The organism is Corynebacterium sp. MSK035, from assembly GCF_030232615.1.
Lineage (GTDB): Bacteria > Actinomycetota > Actinomycetes > Mycobacteriales > Mycobacteriaceae > Corynebacterium > Corynebacterium jeikeium_D.
Genome location: NZ_JASPJP010000007.1, coordinates 79,356 through 101,994, shown reverse-complemented (window position 1 = coordinate 101,994; position 22,639 = coordinate 79,356). Strand labels below are relative to the sequence as shown.

24 protein-coding genes are annotated in these 22,639 nt (G+C 58.0%); 11 read left to right on the top strand and 13 right to left on the bottom strand.

All coding sequences use genetic code 11. The features are described 5' to 3' along the window. The first annotated feature begins 45 nt into the window (after positions 1-45). Positions 46-1,542 (top strand): MFS transporter, encoded by a 1,497-nt coding sequence (locus QP978_RS06195; protein WP_070603281.1) that lies wholly within the window; start codon positions 46-48, stop codon positions 1,540-1,542. Further along, on the top strand, positions 1,529-2,074 hold the full coding sequence (locus QP978_RS06190; protein ID WP_049189337.1) for a TetR/AcrR family transcriptional regulator: 546 nt from the start codon (positions 1,529-1,531) through the stop codon (positions 2,072-2,074). Before QP978_RS06195 ends, QP978_RS06190 begins: the two co-directional genes overlap by 14 nt. Positions 2,075-2,080: 6 nt before the next feature. Here the strand turns inward: QP978_RS06190 and QP978_RS06185 are convergent, their stop codons facing one another. Continuing rightward, positions 2,081-3,283: an alpha/beta hydrolase gene (locus QP978_RS06185; protein ID WP_284856971.1), complete on the bottom strand. Its 1,203-nt coding sequence runs from the start codon at positions 3,281-3,283 to the stop codon at positions 2,081-2,083. A 387-nt stretch (positions 3,284-3,670) separates the two neighbouring features. Between QP978_RS06185 and QP978_RS06180 the strand changes: the two genes are divergently transcribed. Further along, positions 3,671-5,260 (top strand): Re/Si-specific NAD(P)(+) transhydrogenase subunit alpha, encoded by a 1,590-nt coding sequence (locus tag QP978_RS06180; RefSeq protein WP_101687675.1) that lies wholly within the window; start codon positions 3,671-3,673, stop codon positions 5,258-5,260. A gap of 6 nt (positions 5,261-5,266) precedes the next feature. Further along, complete coding sequence (locus QP978_RS06175) at positions 5,267-6,742, top strand: NAD(P)(+) transhydrogenase (Re/Si-specific) subunit beta (protein WP_049172682.1); 1,476 nt, start codon at positions 5,267-5,269, stop codon at positions 6,740-6,742. A 48-nt stretch (positions 6,743-6,790) separates the two neighbouring features. On the opposite strand, the gene QP978_RS06170 is transcribed toward QP978_RS06175, so the two are convergent. The 5 genes from QP978_RS06170 to QP978_RS06150 all read right to left on the bottom strand — a co-directional run bounded on the left by QP978_RS06170 (position 6,791) and on the right by QP978_RS06150 (position 11,038). Then, positions 6,791-7,246, bottom strand: coding sequence for a GNAT family N-acetyltransferase (locus QP978_RS06170; RefSeq protein ID WP_284856970.1), 456 nt, complete (start codon positions 7,244-7,246; stop codon positions 6,791-6,793). 87 nt (positions 7,247-7,333) lie between these two features. Further along, on the bottom strand, positions 7,334-8,218 hold the full coding sequence (locus tag QP978_RS06165; RefSeq protein ID WP_284856969.1) for a 5-oxoprolinase subunit C family protein: 885 nt from the start codon (positions 8,216-8,218) through the stop codon (positions 7,334-7,336). Positions 8,219-8,236: 18 nt separating this feature from the next. Further along, positions 8,237-8,890, bottom strand: a complete 654-nt coding sequence (locus QP978_RS06160; RefSeq protein WP_049172678.1) for a 5-oxoprolinase subunit B family protein — start codon at positions 8,888-8,890, stop codon at positions 8,237-8,239. 71 nt (positions 8,891-8,961) lie between these two features. Then, complete coding sequence (locus QP978_RS06155; protein ID WP_049172677.1) at positions 8,962-9,735, bottom strand: LamB/YcsF family protein; 774 nt, start codon at positions 9,733-9,735, stop codon at positions 8,962-8,964. Positions 9,736-9,826: 91 nt separating this feature from the next. Then, a complete protein-coding gene (locus tag QP978_RS06150; RefSeq protein ID WP_049172676.1) occupies positions 9,827-11,038 on the bottom strand; it encodes an NRAMP family divalent metal transporter in 1,212 nt (403 codons plus the stop codon). 148 nt (positions 11,039-11,186) lie between these two features. Between QP978_RS06150 and QP978_RS06145 the strand changes: the two genes are divergently transcribed. Together QP978_RS06145 and QP978_RS06140 are read left to right on the top strand one after the other, a co-directional pair. After that, positions 11,187-11,873: a GntR family transcriptional regulator gene (locus QP978_RS06145; protein ID WP_070549497.1), complete on the top strand. Its 687-nt coding sequence runs from the start codon at positions 11,187-11,189 to the stop codon at positions 11,871-11,873. 30 nt (positions 11,874-11,903) lie between these two features. Continuing rightward, positions 11,904-12,869 carry a quinone oxidoreductase family protein gene (locus QP978_RS06140; RefSeq protein WP_284856968.1) on the top strand — a complete coding sequence of 322 codons (966 nt, stop codon included), beginning with the start codon at positions 11,904-11,906 and terminating at the stop codon, positions 12,867-12,869. 13 nt (positions 12,870-12,882) lie between these two features. Here the strand turns inward: QP978_RS06140 and QP978_RS06135 are convergent, their stop codons facing one another. The 7 genes from QP978_RS06135 to QP978_RS06105 form a co-directional block, all read right to left on the bottom strand. Then, positions 12,883-13,404 carry a hypothetical protein gene (locus QP978_RS06135; RefSeq protein WP_284856967.1) on the bottom strand — a complete coding sequence of 174 codons (522 nt, stop codon included), beginning with the start codon at positions 13,402-13,404 and terminating at the stop codon, positions 12,883-12,885. After that, positions 13,401-13,718 (bottom strand): hypothetical protein, encoded by a 318-nt coding sequence (locus tag QP978_RS06130; protein ID WP_038628215.1) that lies wholly within the window; start codon positions 13,716-13,718, stop codon positions 13,401-13,403. Before QP978_RS06130 ends, QP978_RS06135 begins: the two co-directional genes overlap by 4 nt. Before the next feature lie 92 nt (positions 13,719-13,810). Next, entirely contained in the window at positions 13,811-14,503 is a 693-nt protein-coding gene (locus tag QP978_RS06125) for a metal-dependent transcriptional regulator (RefSeq protein ID WP_038628213.1), read from the bottom strand. 3 nt (positions 14,504-14,506) lie between these two features. Next, the gene (locus tag QP978_RS06120; protein WP_038628210.1) at positions 14,507-15,325 is read right to left on the bottom strand and encodes a metal ABC transporter permease; all 819 of its coding nucleotides are present in this window, start codon (positions 15,323-15,325) and stop codon (positions 14,507-14,509) included. After that, the gene (locus QP978_RS06115) at positions 15,318-16,148 is read right to left on the bottom strand and encodes a metal ABC transporter permease (protein ID WP_070549457.1); all 831 of its coding nucleotides are present in this window, start codon (positions 16,146-16,148) and stop codon (positions 15,318-15,320) included. The genes QP978_RS06120 and QP978_RS06115 overlap by 8 nt, the downstream gene beginning before the upstream one ends. Beyond that, positions 16,138-16,806 carry a metal ABC transporter ATP-binding protein gene (locus QP978_RS06110; protein WP_070643744.1) on the bottom strand — a complete coding sequence of 223 codons (669 nt, stop codon included), beginning with the start codon at positions 16,804-16,806 and terminating at the stop codon, positions 16,138-16,140. Before QP978_RS06110 ends, QP978_RS06115 begins: the two co-directional genes overlap by 11 nt. A 23-nt stretch (positions 16,807-16,829) precedes the next feature. After that, positions 16,830-17,960, bottom strand: coding sequence for a metal ABC transporter substrate-binding protein (locus tag QP978_RS06105; RefSeq protein WP_284856966.1), 1,131 nt, complete (start codon positions 17,958-17,960; stop codon positions 16,830-16,832). A gap of 275 nt (positions 17,961-18,235) precedes the next feature. On the opposite strand from QP978_RS06105, the gene arsC reads away from it, so the two are divergent. The 5 genes from arsC (at position 18,236) to QP978_RS06080 (ending at position 22,582) form a co-directional block, all read left to right on the top strand. Then, a complete protein-coding gene (gene arsC, locus QP978_RS06100; protein WP_049172659.1) occupies positions 18,236-18,580 on the top strand; it encodes an arsenate reductase (glutaredoxin) in 345 nt (114 codons plus the stop codon). A gap of 197 nt (positions 18,581-18,777) precedes the next feature. Continuing rightward, positions 18,778-20,172 carry an MFS transporter gene (locus QP978_RS06095; protein ID WP_284856965.1) on the top strand — a complete coding sequence of 465 codons (1,395 nt, stop codon included), beginning with the start codon at positions 18,778-18,780 and terminating at the stop codon, positions 20,170-20,172. 145 nt (positions 20,173-20,317) lie between these two features. Beyond that, complete coding sequence (locus QP978_RS06090) at positions 20,318-20,485, top strand: antitoxin (RefSeq protein ID WP_016422348.1); 168 nt, start codon at positions 20,318-20,320, stop codon at positions 20,483-20,485. Positions 20,486-20,735: 250 nt separating this feature from the next. Next, positions 20,736-21,725 (top strand): FecCD family ABC transporter permease, encoded by a 990-nt coding sequence (locus QP978_RS06085; protein ID WP_231367182.1) that lies wholly within the window; start codon positions 20,736-20,738, stop codon positions 21,723-21,725. Continuing rightward, the gene (locus QP978_RS06080; RefSeq protein ID WP_284856964.1) at positions 21,722-22,582 is read left to right on the top strand and encodes an ABC transporter ATP-binding protein; all 861 of its coding nucleotides are present in this window, start codon (positions 21,722-21,724) and stop codon (positions 22,580-22,582) included. Before QP978_RS06085 ends, QP978_RS06080 begins: the two co-directional genes overlap by 4 nt. Positions 22,583-22,639 lie beyond the last annotated feature (57 nt).

The window sequence follows — 22,639 nt, the reverse complement described above, 5'->3', positions numbered from 1 at the left end:
CTCCAAAAGTTGTAACTAAACCGAACGTTCGTTACAGTTACTGGAATGACAAGTACCGACCACACCGCTTACACGGGGGCTAATCCGCCCACTCCAGTCACCCACAGGTGGGCCTTCCTCGCTATCATCAGCGCCGGCCTACTACTCATCGGCATAGATAACTCGGTGCTCTACACTGCCCTGCCAGTTCTGCGCGAGCAGCTCCACACAACCGAGCTGGAGGGCCTGTGGATCATCAACGCCTACCCACTGGTGATCTCCGCACTCCTCCTCGGCACTGGCACTCTGGGCGACCGCATCGGTCACCGCAAGATGTTTCTTGTGGGCCTGACGATTTTTGGCTTATCTTCCCTGGCCGCGGCCTTTGCGCCGCACGCCTGGGCCCTGGTCATCGCTCGAGGCTGCCTGGGACTGGGCGCCGCGACCATGATGCCGGCCACTCTCGCACTGCTACGTGAGACCTTCCACCACCCTCGTGAACTTGCCACGGCTATTGGCATTTGGTCAGCCACGGCAACACTGGGTGCCGCTGCTGGCCCCGTCGTCGGCGGTTTCCTGTTGGAGCACTTTTGGTGGGGCTCAATCTTCCTTATCAACATCCCTGTCGTAGTTTTCGCAATCATTGGCACGCTGATTTTCGCTCCACCAAATCAGCCCAACCCAGCCAAGCGCTGGGACTTTCTCACCAGCCTCTACGCGATGCTGGCCATGCTGGGCCTGGTTTCGCTCATCAAGGAACTCGCCGGCCATCGCTCCTCCACCGTCATCGTCGCAGCTATCGCCTGTGGGCTAGTGGGCGCGGCACTGTTTCAGCGTCGTCAGGCACGTCTTACCGAACCCCTCATCGACTTTTCGGTCTTCCGTTCGCCGATGTTTTCCGGTGGCGTGCTGGCAGCAGCGCTTGCCATGTTTGTCCTGGCAGGCGCCGAATTGATGACGACGCAGCGCTTCCAGATTTCCGTCGGATACACACCACTCGACGCGGGCTTGCTAGTTGCCACCGCGGCACTGGCGTCCTTGCCAGTTGGTGTCATCGGCGGCATGGTGCTCCATCGAGTGGGTTTCCGCACGCTTATCACCGGCGGCTTCCTCCTCAACGCCGTCGGACTGGCAGGCATGTACTACGGCGTTTCCTCGGGCAATTTCTCGCTCATGATCGCGGGATTGATACTGCTCGGCGCGGGCGCAGGTTCTGTGATGTCGGTGTCGTCGACTGCGATAATCGGCTCAGCGCCGAGGTCAAAGGCAGGTATGGCGGCGGCGATGGAATCCGTGTCCTACGAATTCGGCACACTGATTACCGTCGCAATCACAGGCAGTCTCCTGCCTATGTTCTACACCCTGTTTACGCCTGTCGACGCCAGCATCTCACTCACCGATGCACTTCACACGCCAGCGCTTAACGACGGCGCCCGCGCCGGCCTCGACAGTTCCTACCTGGCCATTTTGATTATCCTGGCTGTCGTTGCTGTCATTGCAGCGATTGCGACTGCGGTGGCATTCCGCGGCAACCCGAAGGAGACTGAATATGCGCACGAGTAAGCGCACTGCCATCCTCGACACAATCGTTGAGATTATCGAGACAAGCGGTTTTTCCGAGGTCACCTACGAAAATGTTGCAACTCAATGCGGAATGAGTAAATCAGGATTGATTTACCACTTCCCCTCCCGTGAAGACATGATCCGCAGCGTCCATGAGCACATGGCGCAGTTATGGGAGGAGGAGCTTATCGAAGCCGCAGGAGGACCTGCGGAGGAGGTATCCCCCGCCAACCGCCTACGCGCAAACCTCCAGGTCTCGCTGGATACGGCAACGAGGGCCGAGCTACTCATGTCCATCGACTCTGCCGCCGACCCGGAGCTACGCGAGATTTGGACGCGCCTTTTGCGCCGGTGGAATCCGCCGGTAGAACGGATTGCCACCGACCAGGATGCCTGCATGGCCTACGTTGTCCAAATGATTTCCGATGGACTCTGGGCTAACGACTACCTCAATGGCAATCAGCTCACGAAAGCGCAGCGCAAGGCAATCGCCGAGGCTGCGGCAAAGCTGATTCCAGAGTCGATGGAGTAGCCAGCTCTAGACGCCCTTGCGCTGAACGTCCTTGAGCTCGGAGTCAGTGGCCAGGCCATAGTTGGCACCCTCATAGACAGCCTTTGCTCGACTCGTTCCGTCGAGCACATACTCGCTAAAGGACAGCACCATCGAGCCGAGCACATTCTTGGACGGATCATCCAGGTAGGTGCCGTGGTAGGAACCGGTGACTACCGCTTCCCAGGCGGGCCCTGCAGCATCGCGGTAACCACGTCGATCGGCATCAAAAGGAACGATGTCCTCGTGCTCAGCAATGGCCACCAGGCTCGGAATCTCCGGAGGGGTGGAGATCAGTCCAGCGTCGGAAGGCCCTGGGTTGATAGCAACCAGACCACGGGTGACCATATCGATGCCCGCAGCCTGGAAGGCCTTATCCATCCTGTTGTTCAGGAAGATTGCGGAGCCACCACCTGCAGAGTGCCCGACCAGCATCGTCCGGGAGAAATCGATCTTGCCTGCAAGTGGCGTCGACTCGTCCTCATTGGCCGCTGCGGCCACGGAAGCTGCCAGCACCATCTGCGGCGCGAACCAGTTGGTGAAGTTGTAGCCAAGAGCCACGACATATCCGTGGCTTGCATAGAGTCGCGCTTGCGCGTCGTACATACCTGGCTCAGTACCAATGCCAGGGCTCAGAACCATCAGCGGCGCGGACTCCATGGAGTCGATATCCGCCGGGTAAATGAGCTGCGCGCCAACTGGGGAGGCGTTAGCCGATTCCGGCAACACGTCATAGCAGCCGGTGGTGCCGTGGAGACCGTGGAGGTCCCGCAGTACGCGGTTGTAGATGGTGTAGACGACACCATCACATGGCATTGCTTCACGGGTTGCGGCAACTGGGTGGGAGCCCATCGCTCCGAACTCCTTGCGCAGGTACCCCGCCTCTGGGGCGAACGGCTCGGTGATATGGCCACTTTCACCACCGGAGATGGCGCGGTTCACGCCACCCATAACATCCACCAGACCACCGCCAATTTTGTCCACGGTTTCCGAGTTCTGGTAGTCAACAGTGCTTTCACGTGCAGTGATGTCCGGCAGCTGACCAATGCGCGGTGCCGCCTGCGCTGGCGCCTGTCCGCCGAGAACCACACCAGCTGCGAGCGAGAGAGCAACCACCTTCGAGAACGCACGCCCCTGCCCTTGACGGGATACCGACACGGTCTTTCCGGCGACACTTAGTGAACCAATCATCGTTTTCCTTAACTCTTGCCAAGAACCTAGGAATACGAATTTACCTAATACGTAAATACATACGTAAAGACAGGAATAGCCTCCCCCACCTTTCACCCCTCAAACAATCATTCAGGGCGCTGAAAATGTTCACTCTCGCCCAAAATTAACACCACCACCCCCATTTCCTACCCCCTTTCCACGAGTGCACAGATTCAGAAAACCCACCTCACCACCGTTACCCACATATTTTTATTACCTTTTTCCACAAACGCCTCCGCTGCCTCCCCACCAGCGCATACCTTATTGACACCAAGGAGAAAGTGGCCACGCCCACACTCACTGTTAACCGACAACCGAGTGCGCATGGCCCTTAATAAAACCCCCGAACAGAAAAGAACTCCCACAATGAGAATCGGCATCCCTTTAGAACCCGATCCCCAGCAAACAATTGTGGCTGCGACCCCGGAGACCGTCGGCAAACTCGTCAAGCTTGGCTACGAGGTCGCCGTGCAGGCTGACGCCGGCCTGGCTGCTAAGTTCACCGACGCGGACTACGAATCCGCCGGTGCCACCATTGTCGACGAGTCTGTCTGGCACAGCGATATCGTCGTAACGCTCGACACTCCGCCGGAGCAGTTCCGTGCACTGCTTAACGACGGTGCCATGCTGATCAGCCGACTTGCGCCAGGCCGAAACGAAGAACTGGTCGAAGAGCTCGCGCAACGCAACATCACTGCCCTTGCTATGGATGCAGTTCCCCGCATTTCCAGGGCACAGTCGATGGACGTGCTGTCGTCGATGGCCAACATCGGCGGCTACCGCGCAGTAGTCGAAGCTGCTTCTGCATATGGTCGCCTCTTCACTGGTCAGGTGACTGCCGCAGGCAAGATGCCACCAGCTACCGTTTACGTCATCGGCGCTGGTGTCGGCGGACTTGCGGCGATCGGTACGGCCAACTCTATGGGCGCGGTTGTTAAGGCAACAGACCTGCGCCCTGAAGCCGGTGAACAGGTCGAATCGATGGGTGCAGAGTTCATCCCGATTCCGGCCGCCGCCGAGAAGTCCGAGGATGGCTACGCCAAGGAAATGACCAATGATCAGGCTGCCGCTGCCGCGAAGCTCTACTCCGAGCAGTCCGCGCAGGCTGACATTGTCATTACCACCGCGAATATCCCGGGCCGTCGCTCTCCACTGCTGCTGACTGCTGCCGATGTTGCAGCTATGAAACCAGGCAGCGTCATCGTCGACATGGCTGCCGCCGGTGGCGGCAACTGCGAGATGACCGTTCCAGGCAAGACCATTGTCACTGACAACGGTGTGACCATCATCGGTTACACCGACCTTGCAGGACGTCTGCCCGCGCAGGCATCGTCGCTGTACGGACAGAACATTTTCAACCTGTTCAAGCTGATTACGCCGGAAAAGGATGGCTCTCCGGTTCTCAATCTCGAGGATGAGATTATCCGTGGCATCACGGTAACAAAGGCTCGCCCACAGAATGGCGCCGGCGCTACCGGAGCTGAGATTCTCTGGCCACCACCGCCAATCAAGGTCGCTGTCACCCCTGCTGCCCCACTGCAGGAGCAGCAGGCCCACCAGGCCGCATTAGAAGAGAATGCGCCGGAGAAGGTTTCCTTCATGGGATCGGGCCTGGGCTCGAAGATTGCTCTGGGCCTGATGGCACTGCTGGCAATTGTGGTTATGCTCAGCGCACCGCACAGCGTGAGCGCCAACTTCATGGTTCTCACCTTGGCTATCGTGCTTGGCTTCTACGTAATCTCCGCGGTCACGCCGCGCCTACACACACCGCTGATGTCTGAGACCAACGCGATTTCCGGCATTGTTCTGGTGGGTGCGATTCTCCAGGTGGGAAGCTCCAACCTGCTGGTTTCCGGTCTCGCGTTCGCGGCCATCGTGGTTAGCTCCATCAATATCTTCGGCGGTTTCGCCGTCACCGACCGCATGCTTGGCATGTTTGTGAAAGAGGAGGCATAAAGTCTAATGGCTAGCATTGATACTGCTTCGCTTCTGGACTGGACCTACCGCCTGTCCAACGTCGGCTACATTGTCGCCGCCGTCCTGTTCCTCGCTGCCCTCTCGGGCCTGTCCAAGCCGGAGACCGCTCGCCGCGGTAACTCCTTCGGTATCGCCGGTATGGCTGTAGCCGTTGTCATTGCCATCTTCCAGGCACTCGTCACCGCAGACACCAAGCCGGATACTCATTTCTCGCCGCTGATTACCCTGATTCTCATCGCTGTCGCTATCGGCATCGGTGGTGTCATCGGTATCAGTCGCGCACGCCGCGTTGCCATGACTGGCATGCCGCAGCTGATTGCATTGTTCAATGGTCTGGTCGGACTCGGCGCTATCTTCATCGGCTTCAACTCTTACATCTTCGCCGAAGATGTCGCCCCCGATGCCCTGAAGTTCCACTTCGGTGAGGTCTACATTGGCGTCTTCATCGGCGCTGTGACCTTCACTGGCTCCATCGTCGCAGGCCTGAAGCTGTCTGAGAAGATCAAGGGCTCGCCGCTTCTGCTGCCGGGCCGCAACGCTCTGAACATTGCCATTCTGGTGGTCACTCTGGTTCTCCTGGCTGTCTTCATCGCAACCGGCACCGAGGGCGGCGCCATCGCATGGGCATGCATGGTTGCAGTCACTGCTTTGGGCCTGTTCTTGGGCTGGCACCTGGTCATCGCCATCGGTGGCGGCGACATGCCGGTTGTCGTGTCCATCATGAACTCGTACTCCGGCTGGGCCGCCGCTTTCACCGGTCTCATGCTTGGCAACCCGCTGCTCATCATCACTGGTGCGCTGGTTGGTTCCTCCGGCGCCTACCTGTCGTACATCATGTGTGAGGCCATGAACCGCTCCTTTGCCAACGTTATTCTGGGTGGCTTTGGCTCCGAGGCTTCGTCGGGAAGCGCCGTGGAAGGCTCCCACACCGAGGTCAGCCACGAGGACACCTCCGAGATTCTGCGTGATGCAGACAAGATCCTCATCGCTCCGGGTTACGGTATGGCTGTGGCACAGGCTCAGTACGCTGTTGCTGACCTAGTCCGTAACCTGCGTGAGGCCGGCAAGGAAGTGGTCTTCGGTATCCACCCAGTCGCTGGCCGCCTGCCGGGTCACATGAACGTGCTGCTGGCTGAGGCCAAGGTTCCCTACGACATCGTGCTGGAGCTGGACGAGGTCAACGATGACTTCGCTGATGTGGATGTCACCCTGGTCATCGGTGCAAATGACACCGTCAACCCGATGGCAGAGCAGCCGGGCTCCCCGATTGCGGGTATGCCGGTGCTGAAGGTGTGGGAATCTGAGCGCGTGATTGTTCTCAAGCGTTCGATGGGTTCGGGTTACTCAGGCGTGCAGAACCCGTTGTTCTTCAACGAAAACACCGACATGCTTATCGGCGATGCGAAGGCCAGCGTCGACTCTCTGAACCGCATCCTGGCGAGTTCGAAGGTCAACGCTTAAAACTTCAGGCAAGCAACGCCGTACAAATCGGAGCCTAAGTACTTTCCCCTAGGACCCGTCACGAACCATCGTGATGTGCTCAATGCCGGCTTCCATGAAGGTCTCCCCGATCTCATGGAAGCCGGCTTTTGCGTACACAGCCTTCGCCTGCGTCTGGGCATGCAGAATCAGCCCCTTATCCGGGTGGTCAGCGATGACCTGCTGCAGCAGTTTCGAGGACAACCCCCTACCCCGGCTCGCAGCATCGACGACAACTCGGCCGATGGTGCGCGGGTAGCTCGACGAGTACTCATCGAGCGTGTCAATCACACGCAAGTACGCAATAATCTTGCGGGAGTCATTGTCGTCGCGGATGAAATAGTGCTCTGCGGTATCTTCCAGGTCGCGCCAATCCATTTCCGGCTCTGTACAGGACTGCTCAAGATAAAACACGTCGGTACGCAACGCCGAGATGGCATACGCATCGGTCGCACTGAGTTGAGAAAAGGAGGCGTGTTCAATCATGGTGGCTGATTTTACTGCGAAGAACGGTGTGACGCTCATAGCTGGCAAACGTAGTGGCGCACCATCGCGCAGAATGAAGCCGCAGACCTATACCGCCCGCACCCGGCGGAATTGTACCCTCGCGCCGGGCACCAATTGCCCGGCCCTCGACAATGACGGCTCCGTCAACACACCAATGACCGGATATCCACCCGTCGCCGGATGATCAGGACCGAAAATAATCGGCTGCCCCGATGCGGGCACTTGTATCGCACCGGGGACCATTCCCTCGCTTGCCAACTCATGGGTGACCTGGCGCTCAAGAGTAGTCCCATTCAGCCGAAGTCCGACGCGGTTGGCCTCTTGCGTCACGGTCCATGTCTCGTGAAAGAAATCACTGACGCTTTCCCGCGTAAACCAGTCCGCCCGAGGGCCAGGAACAACATCTAAGCGCGCAGCCTCGCTCGACCAATGAGGCGCGGGATAAATTGCGATTGACGACCCCGTCGAATACTCCGGGTCGCCGACCTGCAAGACCTGACCGGCCTGCAAAGGCGCTGGGCCGAGCTTGCCGAGCGTATCGTATGACCGCGAGCCCAGCACTTCCGCGACATCGATGCCCCCTCGAATCGCGACGTACCCGCGAAGACCTGCATCGAAGGTACCAAGCCGCACAATTGCCTTCGCCCCGACCACAATTCGACTATTCATCGAGGTCTTGATGACCTTGCCATCCTGCTCGACAGTCACCTCACCGTGGGCTCCTGCGAAGGATATGATTGCTCCCTCCGCTACTTGGAACTCCAACCCGCCGACGACGCACTCAAGCACCGCCAGGCTTTCTTCGTTGACAACCATCCGGTTAGCAGCTGCCGCGGACTCGTGGTCGAACGCACCGGAAGTACTCACGCCCAGGCTGCCTTGCCCTGCACGGCCCAAATCCTGAATCGTCGTCAATATGCCGGGTCGAATAATCTCGATAGAATTCTTCATCTCTTCCGCCCCCTTTTTCTACGCCGCACTCACCGTAGAAGTCGCTTCAAATTGCACCTCAACCCCGGGCTCAAGCAGCGCCGGATTAGGCCGATTCAAGTCCCACATCTCCACATCTGTATGTCCCAAGAGCTGCCAGCCACCGGGCGAATCGATGGGATATACACCTGCGAATTGGCCCGCAAGTCCGACGGAGCCCTTGGGAACTCGAGTGCGCGGCGTCGTAAGGCGGGGAATATCAAGCGGCTCTGGCCACCCCTGACCGCTCCCGCGCACCATGTAATAAAAGCCCGGCGCGAATCCACCGAACGCGGCCGTCCAAGGGCGTTCGCAGTGCCAATCGATTAACGCTTGAGGGCTCATCCCAAGGCTTTGTGCCAAGGACTCAAGGTCCGCGCCGTCATAGTGAACGGGAATCGTCATTGTTTTTCGCTTGTCGACGGTCTGCCTCTGCGCATTGTTGCCCCGCAGCGCGGTTTCTACTGCGCCGAGGTAACGACGAGCCGGTCCGCGAAAGCGAAGAAGGAGCGTTTGGGCTGCAGGTACCCTGTCAACGAGTCCCTCAATCTCAGCCGCAGCAGAGTGTGCACGAAGTACCTTCGCCAACGGATTGGCCGATGATGAATAGTCGATAAGCAGCGCATTTGTTCCCATAGGGCGAATCTCGGCCATGGCGGTGCTGATCCTTTCTTTCTTGCGGGGTTGAAAAACTGCGGTTGATAAGACCGGTGTGCGAGTCCGCGCTATACGTGGGCAGCGACGGTGACTCCGGCGTCGACGAGCCCTTGGCGAATCATACGGGAGAGTTCGACCGCACCAGGGGTGTCTCCGTGCAAACAAATAGAGTCAGCCTGCACGGTCAACGGTGAACCGTCGTAGGCGACGATTGGTTCCCCGCTAGCCATTGCAATGACGCGTTTGACGACGGCATCGGGTTCTACAATGACCGACCCCTCGAGTACTCGGGACACCAGAGTTCCATCGGAGTTGTAAGCGCGATCTGCAAAAGCTTCCCTAATCACAGGGAGGTCCGCGTCGAGGCTGAGCCGTTCGATGACCGACCCCGGCTGCGCCATAATGGCAAGCTCATCTCCGCAGGTGGAGCGAGCGAGCAGGAGCGCCTCCACCACTGCAGCGGCCTGATTTTCATCCACTGCGATGCGGTTGTAGAGGGCACCGTGGGGCTTGACGTAGGAAACTTCGGTACCCACCGCCCGTGCACATGCCGAAAGTGCACCAATCTGGTAGACGGTTTCGGCTCGCAATTCTCGATGTGCGTAATCCATGCGACGTCGTCCAAACCCGGGGAGATCGCGGTAGGCGACGTGCGCGCCGATGCGAATTCCGCGCGCAGCAGCTGCCTCACAGGTCTCCATCATGACGCTAGCGTCACCCGCGTGATACCCGCAGGCAATATTGGCACTGGTCACAATGTTCAGCAGAGCGATATCATCACCCATCTTCCACGAGCCGAACGCTTCCCCAAGGTCAGAGTTGAGATCGATAGTGGCGCCCATAAACGTCACCGCTCCTTCCAAGTAATAATGCTGGTCTTTGTACCGTTGTTATGTTGGTTCTCATCTGAGCTGTGCGAGAAACCGGGGGGGATTAGCCGAGCATTTCAAACACACCGCCGAATGAGCGCCACGCCAAGAACCAGGCGACTGCGACACCCAAGATTCCGATAGCCGCCAACCACTTCGGGTACTTGTAACCATTCATGAGATCCGCACGGAACAGCGCGATGTAAATCAGCACAGTAACGCCAATTGGAAGAACCAAACCATTGAAGGCTCCGGCGAAAACCAACAGCGTCGCTGGAGCCGTACCGATGAGACCGAAGAGCAGCGTGGAGATTGCAATTAGGACAATGGTGATCGTGTTTTGAGTCTTGGCTCCAGCACCCGAGGAACGAGTCAGAAATGTTGCTGAGGTGTAGCTGGCACCCACAATCGACGAGATTCCCGCAGCCCACAGGACAACGCCAAAGAAGCGCATACCCCAATCTCCTGCCGCAGCTTGGAATGCCTCTGCAGCGGGGTTTCCATCCGTATTGAGGACCACGCCACCCGCAACCACTCCCAAGACAGCTAGGAAAAGGAGGAAACGCATGATGGCTGTGACGATGATGCTCGTAACAGATGAGCGAGTGGTCTGTGCGAGGTTCTCTACACCGCCGGCGCCAGCATCAAGCATGCGGTGAGCGCCAGCGTAAGTAATGTAACCGCCAACAGTGCCACCGACGAGCGTGATGATTGCCAACAAATCAATCGTGTCGGGCATGACCGTGTTCTTCAGTGCTTCCCCTACTGGCGGGTTAGAACTGAACGCCACAATTCCAGTGACCAGAATCATCACGACACCGAGCACAACGAGTGCCTTGTCCAGCGCCATACCCGCCCGCCGGGAGAGGAAGAAGCCAATGGCGAGGATTGCAGTAACAATGCCGCCAATCTTTGCGTCCACGCCCAACATCGCGTTCGCACCAAGTCCAGCACCGCCGACGTTGCCAATATTGAAGACCACACCACCGATGACAATGAGAATTGACATTAACCAGCCCAGCCCCGGAAGCACGGCGTTGCCGAGCTCCTGCGCGCGGCGTCCAGAGACAGCAATCACTCGCCACACGTTGAGCTGAATCGCGATATCAAGAAGCACCGAGATCACAATGGCAAAGGCGAAAGCCGCGCCAAGCTTGGCCGTAAAGGTTGCGGTCTGGGTGAGGAAGCCCGGCCCGATAGCACTGGTCGCCATCAGGAATACGGCGCCGAGGAGTGCCGTTCGCCGCGCCTTATGGGCAGATGTTGAAGCGTCCATAGCGTAAGGCCTTTCCCTACAAGTCTGACGATTCCCACGTTGAAGGATTCCTACGTTGAAGATCGCCTGCACAGAGATTGTTGAACAATGTCTCGTATGTTAATTGGTGATGGCCGCCACACAAAAGTGCTTTAGTAGTCTGTATTACATGACTACCCCCGGAAACATCCTCGACGATCAGACCCGCACGTCCTCTGGGGAAAAACAACAAGACGTTTCAGTAGCGGATGTCACCGCAACTGTCCTGCGCCGAGAGATTCTCGCCGGAAAGCACTATAGCGGCGAGCAGCTCCGTGAAACCCAACTTGCTGCGCGACTGCAGGTCAGCCGCAATACCATCCGACAGGTCTACCGCAAGCTGGAATCTGAGGGGTTACTCACTCATATTCCTCATCACGGCGTTTTTATAGCCTCCTTCGACAAACAACGCATCCGCGAACTGTATGCCTTTCGCCATGTCGTCGAATGCGGAACACTGCGATCGCTAAGCAAGAGCCAGGCAAAGCTCCTCGGCGAAGAGATTCTTTCTATTTGTGGTTCACAGTCATCATTGAACCTTCCCGAACGGAATAATGCCTTTCACCTCGCCATCGTCAGAGCTTCCGGGTCCCCCGACCTGTTAGCCACCGCCGAATCAATTCAGGCCCAACTCCGTCTTTGCTTCCTCTCCTACCCCCAAAGCATCGAACTCCATGCCCGATACGCCGATCGCCACATCAGTATCGCCAAAGTTCTCATCGAGGACACCCCAAACCACGCCGCCGACCTCCTCAGCGCCTACCTCAATGAGTCGTTCAGTGCCGTCACCGCTGCCCTCCCGCTTGCCGACCGTTGATAATTAGCTGCTAGGACTACAGTGATGGACATGGCAGCAAATTCAGGCAACGCATACGCAATGATCATCAATCGCTTTGGCGACCCCGATGAGTTCACGCAGGTTTCCCGCACCCCTGCGGAGCCCGGTCCCGGCGAAATCCTGGTCAAAACCACAGCCATCGGCGCGAATCCGCTGGATTACAAGATGCGCGATGGCTCTTCCGGTCTGTGCGCAAAATTCAACCCTCCCGCCGTCCTCGGACGCGAAGCGGCTGGTGAAGTCGTTGCCGTCGGCGAAGGCGTGGACAATTTCGTCCCCGGCGACCGAGTCTTCGGCATGCGCGGCTTAGACGACTTCCGCGGCACCTACGCAACGCACAACGTCTTCCCCGCCGACGGTGTGGTTCGAACACCCGATTCGCTTGACGACGTTACCGCTGCGGGCCTTGCCCTAGTGGGAATCACGGCGACCGTGGCTGTCGATCAGCTAGCGAAGGTAAAAAGCGGTGACACCGTACTCATCCATGGTGCAGGTGGCGGTGTTGGCCAGCTGATGACGCAGCTGGCGGTTGCCCGTGGCGCAACTGTGTTGGCCAGTGCGTCGTCACGCCATCATGAAAAACTAGTGGGCTTTGGCGCGCAGCATATTGATTACACAGCGGAAGATGTATTCGAGGCTGTGCGCCGGCGGTTCCCCGAGGGCGTAGATGTTGTGCTCGATGGCGTGTACTTCGACACTTTCCTACCCTCGCTGGATGTGTTGGCATCGGATGGTCGGATTGTGGCGCTACCTTCACTGGCCGACCTGACACCGGCGAAGGAACGTGGCATTGAGGCGCACATTCCGGCTATTTCGAATGACACGACTATTTACGCCGACCTGGCCGACCGCGTGGTTGCCGGTGAGATTTCACTTCCTATCGGCCTGACTAAGAATCTCACCGAAGTCGCCGAGGTCCACCGAGTATTGGAAGACGGGCACGCTGACGGCAAAATTGTGATGACCGTCGAGTAATTCAAGTGCTTTGCTACAGCTCACGACGAGCGTTTTGATACGTCTTCGTCAGCGAGCACCACAGCTCGTCGGCCTCAGAGATAGCTTCCATCAGCTCCCGATTGGTCATAGTTTCGCGCTGCTGGCGCAGTCGGTTGTTTAGCTTCCGAGCACGAGAGAGCTCACTGCGTAGCTCGATGAGCTCCGGCGTCGCCTCTCCGGAGGCAAATACATCTTTGTAGATGGTGCCGACCCCCATTGTGGTGTTCACGTTATCCCAAGCAGAGAGGATTGCGGTGAGCTGGTACTCGGTGTCCATGGCAATCTGCTGTAGCTCAGCGTGATTACGCTCGGCGAGCTCGTGCGCCTCAGCGCTGCGCCGCACGCCGGCCCAGGCCTGATATGCAATGAGAATCGCAAGCACCAAGCCCGCAATTGGCAATGCATATTGCAGAATCCACAGCGTGACCCCGAAGAGCTGAACAATCAGGCCGAAGAAGAAAAATACGACAATGACCGTCGCGCACCCGTTGTCGGAGCCTGAGCGTTTACTCATCGCGGCGTCACCTCCGCCGCAGCATTCAAAATCGCATCGGCCCCCAGGTGGCTGGCGTAGCCAAGTCCGATGGCTGCTGCCAAAAGGAGTATTGCCAGCAACGTATAGACGATTGCCTCTTTGACGGTGCTAGTGACCGCAATGCGCTGCTCTTCGTAGTCCAGCAGTGCCCGCATATCTTTGGTCGAGGCATTCAAGCGGCGTTCGAGATTAGCCATGTGTTCCTGCTGCTCAGCAGGCGAGATAGCGATGGCGTTGAGTGGCACATCAACGCTCTCGACACTGGCATATGCCTGTCGACGAGCACTCTTCACGCTGTCGAACGAAACTGACGGTGCGGGTGGCACTTTAGTTGGCCCAGTGAGATTCCGCGACACCTTATAGTAAGAGCGCGCTACGGCCCTCGTCAGTTCGTTGTTGGAGTCGCCTTGATTGCCCATAGTGCCGAGTCTGCCACATGAATTTTCTTTGGCTCGGTATCGTCCACCTCATCGAGGATGGCAAAGACATGCATGCCTGCATATGGTGCGGCCTCGGCTCGGAGCACAGTCCCCGGTCCTACCCCTGATGTCGCCAAATAGCGCAGTAGTTCAGGGTCGGAGTCGTTAATGCGATCGACTACCACCATCGCGCCGGCTTCGATATCCGTCAGGTCGGTGCGCACTGCGCTGGCGATGGTACCGCTTGCGCTGGGAATTGGATCGCCATGCGGATCGCGCTCAGGGAATCCCAGCATTGCATCAATGCGACTAATGAAATCATCCGAGACCGCATGTTCAAGCTTTTCGGCTTCCTCGTGAACCTCATCCCAGGTGTATCCCAGAGTCGAGACCAAGAAGCTTTCAATCAACCGGTGGCGACGCACCATGATTAGCGCAATGTCTCGCCCACGGTCCGACAGGCTAATGCCCCGATACGGCTCGTGGTTGACAAGGCCACGTGCAGCTAGCTTCTTTACAGCCTCGCTGGCGGTGGGCTTCTTTTCGCCCATCCGCTCAGCGACGTCGCCAAGTGCCACTTTTTCACCAGTGCGCTCGTGCAAATCCCAAATGACCTTGAGGTAGTCCTGGGTCTTTGCTGGTAAATCCTCCACGTGCATTCTTCAAACTCTAGCGCTATTGCGTGTTGACGCAATCTTGAGGGGGACATAGAAACAGCCGGCGCATACACCAATGCAGCCACCAACTGACAGATTCGCCGCCACCGCAATGAATAGCCCCACCAGGCCAATCGCGATACCCATCAATGGCGCCAACACGAATAGCAAACGGGTATCGTTCACTACCCCAACGAGCGCAGCTGCCGGGGCAGCTAGCAGCGCGATGGATAGAATCGTGCCGACAGCCGGAATCAGCGCCACCAGAGTCAGAACGATGAGCCCGCTGATGACCAGCTGTGCTTTTCTCCTCGAATGCGCGACTCCGAAAGACTCCGGATCGAATGTGAAGTAAATCAGCTGGCGCCACCGAGCCACCAGCACCAACGCCACCAGCAGCAAGAGCCCACCCGACAGCGCAATATCAATCTTGTTCACGTTGAGTACGCTGCCGACCAGGAAACTCTCAACCTTCACCGGCAACGGGGCGAACCACTTGTTCAGAAAGTAGCCCAGCGCGAACCCGAATGTCAGCACAATTCCCGCCGCCGAGGACGTCGTCCCCACCTTCGACAGACCGAACAGGGCCCCAATCGGAATGCACATCAGAAATGCCCCGATAAAGAGGAACACCGAAATCCACGAGTGGCTCAGGCCGAGCGCTGCCGCAATAACAACGCCCACCACCGCACCGGGAAAAGTCGCATGTGTAATCGCTTCTGCGAAGAACACTTGTTTGCCCAGCACCGCGAGTACCCCCACCACGCCGGCCAATGCGCCGACCAATATCAGCTCGATGATTGGCAAAATCAGGATGCTAGACACGGTCGCCTCCCATCACGCCGCGCAGTCCCAGTGCCACGAAATACAGTCCCACCGAGGTCAGCGCGACGACTGCCTGAGGCGACACCGGCCCCAAGGGCACCAATGCCAAACCAACGATTCCGCTGAGGCAGCCCACTGCAATCGCAATCGGCACCATCACATGCACTCGGCGAGTCAGCAATCTCGCCGCCGCTCCCGGCACGACCAGATATCCGACTACCAGCAGCACGCCCACTGCGCTTGCCGACGACACCACCACCGCAGCAATCGCCGCGTTAATGGTGAGGTCGATGCCCCACACATTGACGCCTGCGGCTTTGGCACCGAAGCGATCAAAGGCAACAAACACCTGCTGGCGCCAGGTCACTGCGATAAGAACCAAGGCGATGGCACAGACAATCAGGGCGCTGGTGAGACGGGAGTCGGTGACTTCCAGCAGTCGCCCGAACATGAGCGCTTCCAGCTGTCCTGACTGGTCACCTTTCTTCAGCGAGAGAATCACACCAATGGAAAAGAAACTGGTCAGTACAACTGCCACTCCGGCTTCCGACATGTGCGAGCGCGATACCAAGGTCAGTGCTACTGCCACTACCACCGCAAATGCCGCAGCCACCGGGATAATCATGTCGATGCCGCCGAATACGGCACCGGCCACAATTCCGGGAAAAATCGAATGCACCATGGCCTCGGCATTGAACTCGAGACCACGAAGGTTCACGATGACACCGACCAGGCCAGAGACCGCCCCGAGGGCAATCAGCAGCACTAGTGGCCTGAACATGAAAGGCGCGATCCCAAGCGCATTCGCAAGCTCAGTCCACATAGGCTGGCACCAACTTCGAGGTCGCACCAAAAGTCGGCTGCTCTGCCACGATCAATGTGTTTTCGCAGGTCTCCTCAGCAAGCACGAGATCATGGGTGGCCGCGATAATTGCCGTGCCATTTTCCTTCAGTTCGTTGAGGAGATTCAGCAGCATGGCCCGATTTTCAGTGTCGAGGCCGTTGAACGGCTCGTCGAGAAGCACAAGTTGCGGACGTGCGACGATGGCGCGCGCCAACAGGACGCGTTGCTGCTGACCACCGGAGAGATTGCCGAAACGATCAAAGGCGCGGTCGGCAAGTCCGACTTTGGCTAGCGCTGCGTGGATGCGTTCTTTGCGGTGTCCAAGCGGTTGGAAGGGGCGCAGTTCGCGCAGAACTCCCATGGCGACGACATCGAAAGCCGTGACCGGAAAAGTGCGATCGAGGTCTGCCGACTGCGGGACGTAGGACACGATCTTCGCGCTATTGTGCATCTCACCAGCGAGGAGACGAGTCCCGCCCAAGATTCCGCGCAGCACGGTCGTTTTTCCAGAGCCATTGGCGCCGATGAGTGCAAGCCCGGTGCCCGGCGCGACGCTGGCGGTGATGTGGCTGACGATGGGTACCGCCGTGTAGCCGAATGAGGCATCGCGGAGCGTGACTATGGGATCGGCAGACATGGGGTTGGCTAAGTGGTTGAGGCTCACTTGATGCCCTCTGGCAGGGGTGCGACGGTTCCGTCCCATGCCGTCACGACCTGAGTGACGTTGTGGATGATTGAACCAATGTAGGTCTCGCCGTCACTTCCGGCCGGACCGAGCGAGTCGCCGTAGAGTGCGTCCTCACCAACGATGGCCTTGACACCCGCGGCCTTGGCAATCGCCTCAATTGACTTCGAGTTGTTCGAGTTTTCCGCAAACAGCGCGGTTGCACCCGAGTCCTTCACGGTCTTTGCCGCCTCGGCGATATGCGCGGCCGTGGCATCCTGCTGCTCGTTGAAATCAGACAGCGCTGCGCCGATGAAGTTGATATTGAACTCGTGGGAGAAGTATCCAAAGGCGTCGTGGCTGGTAAACAGTACAGGGTCCGACACAGTGGCGATGGACTTATTTGCCCACTCATCCAGCTGATCCAGTTTCTCCTGGTAGGCCGCAACGTGGTCGGCGATGGTGGACTTCAGCTCATTGTCGCCACGTTCCTCAGCGACCTGTTCCAGGGCGTAGCCGATGTTGGCAACCTGAATCTTGGCGTTCTTCGGCGAGGTCCATACATGCGGATCGAAGCGGAATTCCGCCTCCTCACCGGGTTCTTCCGGCGGGAATGGCCATGGGGAGACATCAATCTTTTCCACGCCTCGGTCAATGGTGTAGTTACCATTCTTCGCCTTCTCTGGCGGCAGTGGCTTGGTTTTGTCCATATCCTTGGCCGCCTTCATGGCATCTACGTCACCTGCAGTGAGAACGCCACTGGTCACTGCCATCGTTCCGGAAAAGCCCGAGGACTCAATCGCCTGGTCCAGGAAGTGCTCCAGATCGACTCCGTTGACGAACAAGAGATCCGCGTTACCAGTCTTGCTCAGCTGCTCATGGGTCATTTCCAACTCATGAGCCGTTGCATTCGGCGCCAACAGGCAGGTCAAATCAACTTCATCGATGTCCAGCTGCTTCACGTAATCACAAATCTGCGTCGTGGAAGCCACGACGTTGATTGGGTTCTCGCCGCTGGCTCCCTCACTGCTATCGCCACACGCTGCAAGGCCAGCGCCCGCTAGCAAAATCGAAAGACCCGCACACATGGACTTGGTTGATCGCGAAAGTTTTCCGGAAATTGTCATGTTGGTGTCCGCTCTTGATTGTTTGTTCCTGCTTTACGACGGCTACGCTGACCGGCCGCTTCAGTAAATCGGGTCACCTTAGGGGCGGTTGGGGCGCACTTCGCCGTTCATCTATCACGTGTGAGAGTAAACCTAACGACAGTGATTTTCAACCTAGTGAACTTACGTGTTTTCGGTATGACATTTTTTAAGGATAAACATTGAACAAACCCTATCCGCAGGCCGTCACGCCACAGCGCCAACCTTCACGCCACAACATCAGCCATGATGGAGACATGGAAGCGAAGATTTATCACAACCCCCGCTGCTCAAAGTCCCGCCAGGCTCTCGCCGTATTACGCGAAGCCGGAATCGAGCCGGAAATCATCAAGTACCTAGACACTCCTCCAACCAAGGCCGAGCTGCGCTCGCTAATCGAGGCGGCAGGCCTGAACGTCATCGATGCCGTGCGCACCAAGGAAGCGGAGTTCAAGGAGCTGGGACTCTCCAAGAACTCCAGCGACGAGGAACTTCTGGACGCAATGGTCGCGCACCCACGCCTGATCGAGCGCCCGTTTGTCGCCACCAATAAGGGGGTAAGGATGGCGCGCCCCACCGAGGCTATTAACGACATTCTCTAACCAATGACATGCGTTAATCGCCTTTACATCAACCCCCTCCAAAGACCTCCACGACCGGGAGGTTAACAACCCATTAACAGGGGCTGAAGTCACTGTAAACTCACCGCTGAAACGATAAAGCTCTCCGCCTGCTGCCCTAGCCACCCGCACAGGTTGCGCTAGAGGCAACGGCGGCCTTCAGCGAAAGGACTCTCATTATGAGCAGTCAGAGGCTCGGCTGGCTCAGCGCCCCCGGCCCAGCAACTCCACTTCCCGAGGAAAAGATTGCCCCGACCTACCGGACCTGGCGGTTCAACGTCTTCATGGGCATCTTCATCGGCTACGCGGGCTTCTACCTCATCAGGAATAACATCCCCCTCGTGTCCGCTGTGCTGGAAAAGCACGACCTACTGGGTGCAGCCGGAATTGGCATCGTAGCCAATGCGGTTCTCTTCTCCTACGGCCTATCCAAGTTCTTCATGGCCATGCTCTCCGACAGAGCCAATGCCAGGTACTTCCTCCCGCTTGGCCTAGCGCTGTCCGCGGTCGTAAACCTCTTTGTTGCGTTCGTCCCAGCGATTAGTGCCTCTGTTGCGATTTTCGCGACAGTCATGTTCATCAATGGCTGGTTCCAAGGCATGGGCTGGCCTCCTTCTGGGCGCGTTGTCGTCCACTGGTTCTCGACATCCGAGCGCGGCACTTTGATGTCGATCTGGAACACTGCCCACAATGTCGGTGCCGCCGTCGGTGGTGCTCTGGCAGCCTGGGGCTTGCATTCGTTCGCCACTTCCGATGCCGACTGGACTCCCGCATTCTGGCTACCGGCGATTGTCGCGCTCGTGATTGCTGCCATCGCATTCCTGCTGATTCGAGACAACCCGCAATCCATGGGACTGCCTCCGGTAGAGGAATACCGTAACGACCCAGACAAGGTCGAAGGAACTAATGACGAGGCACAAGAACCCTGGTTCACAATCGTCAAGAACCATGTTCTTACCAATCCGGTTATCGTCATGTTGGCGCTGGCCAATGTGTTCGTCTACGCACTTCGTTACGGCGTTCTCAACTGGATTCCGATTTACCTGACAAACGAATTGCACAAGACCAACGTCACGGGCGGAATCATCGGATTCATGCTCTACGAGGGCGCAGCAATTGTGGGCACCCTGCTGTGCGGATGGGTCTCCGACAAGGTCTTCAAGGGTTGGCGCTCAGGCGCCGGCATGCTCTTCCTGATCGGCACCGGCATCACCATTTTCGCATACTGGCAGCTACCCGCTACGGCACCATTGTGGATGTTCTATGTGCTCATCTCCCTGATCGGCGCACTCATTTACGGCCCAATCATGCTCATCGGACTGCAGGCCATCGACCTCTCGCCTAAGTATGTTGCGGGAACCGCAGCTGGTTTCACTGGATTGTTCGGATACCTTCTCGGCGCAACACTCGCCTCCACTGGTGTCGGTCTCTTGATCGACTTCGCAGGCTGGAATGTCACATTCGCAACCCTCATTGGAGTTGTCGCTATTGCGTTTGTCCTCATGATCTTCGTCGGCAAGTACGAGCGCGAAGTCATGCACAAGGCAGATGAAGCCCGCACCAAGACAGCTTAATAGCCTTCAGTCACGGTGCTGCTAGTCGAATCCCGGATTCGCTCCGTGAGTCCAAAACGGTCGCAACGTCGCCAATTCATCGGTACACTCTATGCCGCAAACGAAAAAACGCGAATAGACATTAAAAATGGAAGGAGTCTTCACCATGGGACTTATGGACAAGGCCAAGGAAGCACTGAGCAACGAAGAGAACACCGACAAGGTTCTGGACAAGGCTGAGCAGCTGGGCAAGGACAAGCTCGGCGAGGACAAGGCCGACCAGATCAAGAAGGTTCGCGACATGGCAGACGAGCGCCTGGGCGACAAGAAGTAAGCTACAGAGCTTCTTCACCCCGCATTAGCACCCTGTTTTCACAAGGGAGCTGGTGCGGGGTTTTGCTGTTCTTAGGGGACCCCACAGCCCCACCGACACGCCTTTATTGACAATTATTTTCAAATTGTCCATCATTAACCAAGTGAAAACTATTGTCGATAGAGCTTCTCTTCCGCACACTCGAAAACAAAAACTTCGAGCCCGGCTCTTCGGCTTTCTACTTTTCCTGGCCGTCCCCGCCACAATCCTCTTGGCGATCTCCATAGGCCCCGCGGGAACAGGTTTCAGCAACGGCATCGTCGCGCTGCTCACCCCGCTCATCAAGACGCTTTCCGACGACCTCCCGGCTCTCAACCACCTTCTGCCAGAGATATCCCCTGCCACGCAATCACTTGTCTGGAGCATCCGGCTGCCCCGTGTCCTCCTTGCTGGACTGGTCGGTGCCTCGCTCGCTGTCGCAGGTGCAACCATGCAGGCAGTTTTTCGCAATCCGCTGGCCGAACCCGGTGTTACCGGTGTCTCCTCCGGTGCAGCAGTGGTAGCCGTCATTCTCATCGTCACTGGCGTGGCCGCGAAAGCACCGTGGGTTCTTTCGGCTGGCGCATTCATAGGCGCGTTGCTGGCTGTCATATTTGTCCAAATCGTCGCCGGTCTCAATGGCGGCAGTGGAGCCACCCTGTTGCTCGTCGGTATTGCACTCAACGCGTTCCTCGGCGCAGTCATCTCCGCCACCATCGCGAACGCGCCACACAGCGATGACGCTCAACAGGCCATGTTCTGGCTCAACGGCGATTTAACTGCTTCGAATTGGCAGGACATTGCACTGGCAGTCGGCCCCATTACCGTCGGCACGGTTATCTTGATGATGCTCATTCCCGAACTCAACCTGTTCCTCCTCGGCGAAGAACAGGCCGCTGCCACTGGTATGCGCACAGTGTGGATCCGGCAACTGCTGCTCGCCCTGGCTGCGTTAGTCACGGCAGCGGGCGTCGCTGTCACTGGCGTTATTTCCTTTGTCGGATTGGTCGTCCCGCACCTGATTCGCCTTGCCATCGGCCCCGATCACCGCAGCCTGCTGCCCATTTCTATGTGCCTCGGCGCAGTGTTTCTCATTCTCGCCGACCTCGTCGCCCGCAGTCTCTTTTCCCCAGTTGCTCTGCAAACTGGCACAGTCACCGCGTTCCTTGGCGCACCGGCGCTACTCGCGTTGATTCTTCGGCAAGGTGGCCGCCAGTCATGAGTCAGCAGACACAAAACCTCAGCGACCACGTCACTAAGCCAGACGCCGATAGCACCGCGCTGCTGCGGGCTACCGACCTCAGTGTCGGTTACCGCAATCGGACCGTCGTAAGTGGCGTGAACCTCGCTATTCGACCTGGCGAGGTCCACGGCATCATCGGTTCCAATGGCACCGGAAAATCCTCCTTGCTCCGTGCTATGGCGGGCATTGTGACACCGAGTTCGGGGCAGGTTGAGCTCCTCGGTGCGCCGCTGACGAAGCTTCGTGCCCACGAACGCGCCACCCGGTTGGCGTACCTGCCGCAGCACACACCGGCCGATGCCGCTATTGACGTTCGAACTGTCGTGGCACTCGGCAGGTACGCGCACCACCGTCGGCGTGACCGTTTCCGCAGCTCACTAAACTCCACGGATCACGATATCGTCGCTTACGCCCTCGACCGCGTTGGTGTCACCGCACTCGCCGACCGTCCCATCACGGCTCTGTCCGGCGGGCAGCGGCAATTGGTGTTCATCGCAAAACTATTGGCACAACAGGCCAAGGTCATGCTTTTCGACGAACCCACTGCGGCCTTGGACATCGGGTTTCAGCTGGAAATCCTCGAGCTCCTCGGCGAGCTTGCCGACGAGGGCCACGGTATCGGAGTCGTCCTTCATGACCTCAACCTCGCGGCCCGCAGCTGCCACCGGCTCAGTGTGATTCACAACGGCGGATTGGAAGTCACTGGTTCCGCCGAAGAAGTGCTGACGCCTCCCCGAATAGATGCGATTTATCGCATCGCCAGCGCTGTCGATACCGATCCACATACCGGTTCGGTGCGAGTGACGGCGTTGGCTCGGGCTCGCCCGGCTGACTGATTCCAGCTAGCACCAACGCAACCGAAAACTCCCCAACAATCAAAACTCAACACTCAA